Source organism: Microbacterium sp. BF1 (assembly GCF_019279095.1).
GTDB lineage: Bacteria > Actinomycetota > Actinomycetes > Actinomycetales > Microbacteriaceae > Microbacterium > Microbacterium maritypicum.
This window is the reverse complement of record NZ_JAGYWT010000341.1, coordinates 1-2,712: the sequence shown is the minus strand read 5'-3', so window position 1 is coordinate 2,712 and position 2,712 is coordinate 1. Positions and strand designations below refer to the sequence as shown.

Below are 2,712 nucleotides of genomic sequence, written 5' to 3'. Positions count from 1 at the left end.
GCGGTACCGCCGAACCAGTCACGGTAGATCTGGAACGGGTCGGCGACGGAGGTGCCGATCACACCACCGACGATCAGCTGGAACTCGCCACCCTGACGGGAGTCGGAGAACTCCTGCCACTGCACCGCGGAGGCCGTATAGGCATCCCACCAGGCGTCCACCTCCGCGGTGTCGAACGGGTCGATGCGCGTGATCTCGAGCGTCATGACTCCACGCTACTTCCCCCTTCCCGTCCGCCCAGGGACTGTCCGAAACGTACGCTGGACAATAGTGTGTGACGCACAGTAATGTGGGCTGCATGAACGAGACGCTCGACACGCACCTGCAGGAGCTGCGGCGCGGCACCGTGGTGCTGGCCTGCCTGCAGCTGCTGCGCACGCCGGGCTACGGCTATTCGCTGCTCGACCAGCTCGAGAAGCGCGGCTTCGCGACGGATGCGAACACCCTGTATCCGCTGCTGCGCCGCCTGGAGAAGCAGGAGTACCTCACGAGCGAGTGGAACACCGAGGAGGCGAGGCCGCGCAAGTTCTACCGCACCTCGGACGCCGGCATCCGCCTCGCCGACACCCTCACCGACGAATGGCGATCGCTCACCACGGCGATCGCGTCCCTCACTGCAGAGGAGAACTGACATGACCACCACAGCCACGCTCACCGAGCGGTACATCAGCGCCACGATCCGCAGTCTTCGGCCGGATGCGCAGGACGATGTCCGCGCCGAGCTCGAAGCCGCCATCACCGATGCGGTCGAGGCGCGAGTCGAGCAGGGTGAGGCGCCAGAGGCCGCCGAACGCGCGGTCCTCACCGATCTCGGCGACCCCGGGGTCTTGGCCGCCGGGTATGCGGATCGCCCTCTGCACCTCATCGGCCCCCGTTACTACCTGACCTGGTGGCGGCTGCTCAAGCTGCTGCTGATCATCGTTCCGGCCTGCGCCGCCGTGGGTGTCGCGATCGCGAAGTTGATCGAGGGGGCACCGGTCGGAGACGTGATCGGCGCAATCGTCGCCGTCACCCTCTCGGTCGTCGTTCACGTGTGCTTCTGGGTGACGCTGGTGTTCGTCGTGCTCGAGCGCACCGGTGCCGACACGGGGGAGAAGTGGGACGTCGACCAGCTGCCCGTGCCGACCGAGAACGGCGCCGCGCGCAGCGACATGATCGCCACTCTCGTCTTCCTCGGCATCGGCGTCGCCGCGGTGGTGTGGGATGCGACCCGCGGGTTCTTCCCGACCGGCGGCGATCCGATCCCGATCCTGAACTCCGGGCTCTGGCCGTGGGGGATGACCGTGCTCCTCGCCATCATGCTCGCCGACGCCGTCCTGGCTGTCGCCGTGTACCGCCGACGCCGGTGGACGGTCGGTCTCGCCGTCGTCAACACGGCGCTCTCGATCGCGTTCGCCACCTGGGCGGTGACACTTCTCGTGCGGGACGAGCTGCTGAACCCGGAGTTCGTGCAGTTCGTGTTCGCCGACAACGGGGTGGACGCCGATACGTTGCGCATCCTCGCGGTAATCACCGGAGTCGGCATCATCGCCGTCCAGACCTGGACCATCATCGACGGCTGGATGAAGGCCTGGCGCGCTCGCCGCGGGCGCGAGGAATAGGCTGGATGCCGTGACCACCGCATTCGTCTCCGACCTCTTCGACCCGGCCGAATGGGTGCTCGCGCCCGGTGCTGAGGACTACACCGACATCACCGCGCACGTCTCACGTGACGGCGGAGTCGCACGCATCGCGTTCAACCGGCCGGAGGTGCGCAACGCGTTCCGTCCGCACACCGTGGATGAGCTCTACCGCGCGCTCGACATCGCCCGGCAGGATGCGCACATCGGTGCGGTGCTGCTCACGGGCAACGGCCCGAGCCCGAAGGATGGCGGCTGGGCGTTCTGCTCGGGCGGTGACCAGCGCATCCGCGGTCGCGACGGCTACAAGTACTCCGACACGGAGACCGCGATCGTCGACGGCGCGGGCCGTGCCGCCGTCGGTCGTCTGCACATCCTCGAGGTGCAGCGGCTCATCCGCTTCATGCCGAAGGTCGTCATCGCGGTCGTGCCCGGATGGGCGGCCGGCGGCGGACACTCCCTGCACGTGATCTGCGACCTCACGATCGCCTCCGCGGAAGAGGCGCGTTTCAAACAGACGGACGCCGACGTGGGCAGCTTCGACGCCGGCTACGGCTCCGCCTACATGGCCCGCCAGACGGGGCAGAAGTTCGCCCGCGAGGTGTTCTTCCTCGCCGAGGAGTACTCCGCCCAGCGTGCGTACGAGATGGGTGCGGTGAACCGCGTGGTGCCGCATGCCGAGCTCGAGCGCGAGGCGCTGAAGATGGCGCGCACGGTGCTGACCAAGTCGCCGACGGCGATCCGCATGCTGAAGTTCGCCTTCAACGCCGTCGACGACGGGCTGGTCGGTCAGCAGGTTTTCGCGGGAGAGGCCACCCGCCTCGCCTACGGCACCGACGAAGCCGTCGAGGGTCGCGACTCGTTCCTCGAGAAGCGCGACCCCGACTGGTCCTCCTTCCCCTGGCACTACTGAGTCGGAGACCCGCATGACCGCCCTGATCCCCACGGATGCCGAAGAGATCGGAAGGTCGACGCGTGGGGCATCAGTGCGTCTTTGTCTGATCGAGTGGGGCCGAGGACAGATCGGCTCAACGCGTTCCGCGAGTCCCACCGCTCGGCAATGGAGCTGATGTCTGCCGTTGCGATGCTGTCC

The 2,712-nt window shown here is 67.6% G+C and carries 4 protein-coding genes; 3 read left to right on the top strand and 1 reads right to left on the bottom strand.

Features of this window, described 5'->3' with window-relative positions; genetic code table 11:
• A partial coding sequence (locus KZA10_RS11725; protein ID WP_218682969.1) for a hypothetical protein occupies positions 1-206 on the bottom strand: 206 nt, incomplete at its 3' end.
• Positions 207-298: 92 nt separating this feature from the next.
• Here KZA10_RS11725 and KZA10_RS11720 point away from each other — a divergent pair.
• From KZA10_RS11720 to KZA10_RS11710, 3 genes are read left to right on the top strand one after another with little or no spacing between them, the layout of a single operon-like run.
• Positions 299-631, top strand: coding sequence for a PadR family transcriptional regulator (locus KZA10_RS11720; protein ID WP_055870057.1), 333 nt, complete (start codon positions 299-301; stop codon positions 629-631).
• 1 nt (position 632) lies between these two features.
• Positions 633-1,601, top strand: coding sequence for a permease prefix domain 1-containing protein (locus KZA10_RS11715; protein WP_218682968.1), 969 nt, complete (start codon positions 633-635; stop codon positions 1,599-1,601).
• Positions 1,602-1,611: 10 nt separating this feature from the next.
• A complete protein-coding gene (locus KZA10_RS11710) occupies positions 1,612-2,532 on the top strand; it encodes a 1,4-dihydroxy-2-naphthoyl-CoA synthase (RefSeq protein ID WP_218682967.1) in 921 nt (306 codons plus the stop codon).
• Positions 2,533-2,712: the final 180 nt, after the last annotated feature.

What these genes read in the sequence shown, in the direction of transcription:
- KZA10_RS11720 (WP_055870057.1), top strand. Translation starts at nt 299, where the DNA reads ATGAACGAGACGCTCGACACGCACCTGCAGGAGCTGCGGCGCGGCACC.
- KZA10_RS11715 (WP_218682968.1), top strand. Translation starts at nt 633, where the DNA reads ATGACCACCACAGCCACGCTCACCGAGCGGTACATCAGCGCCACGATC.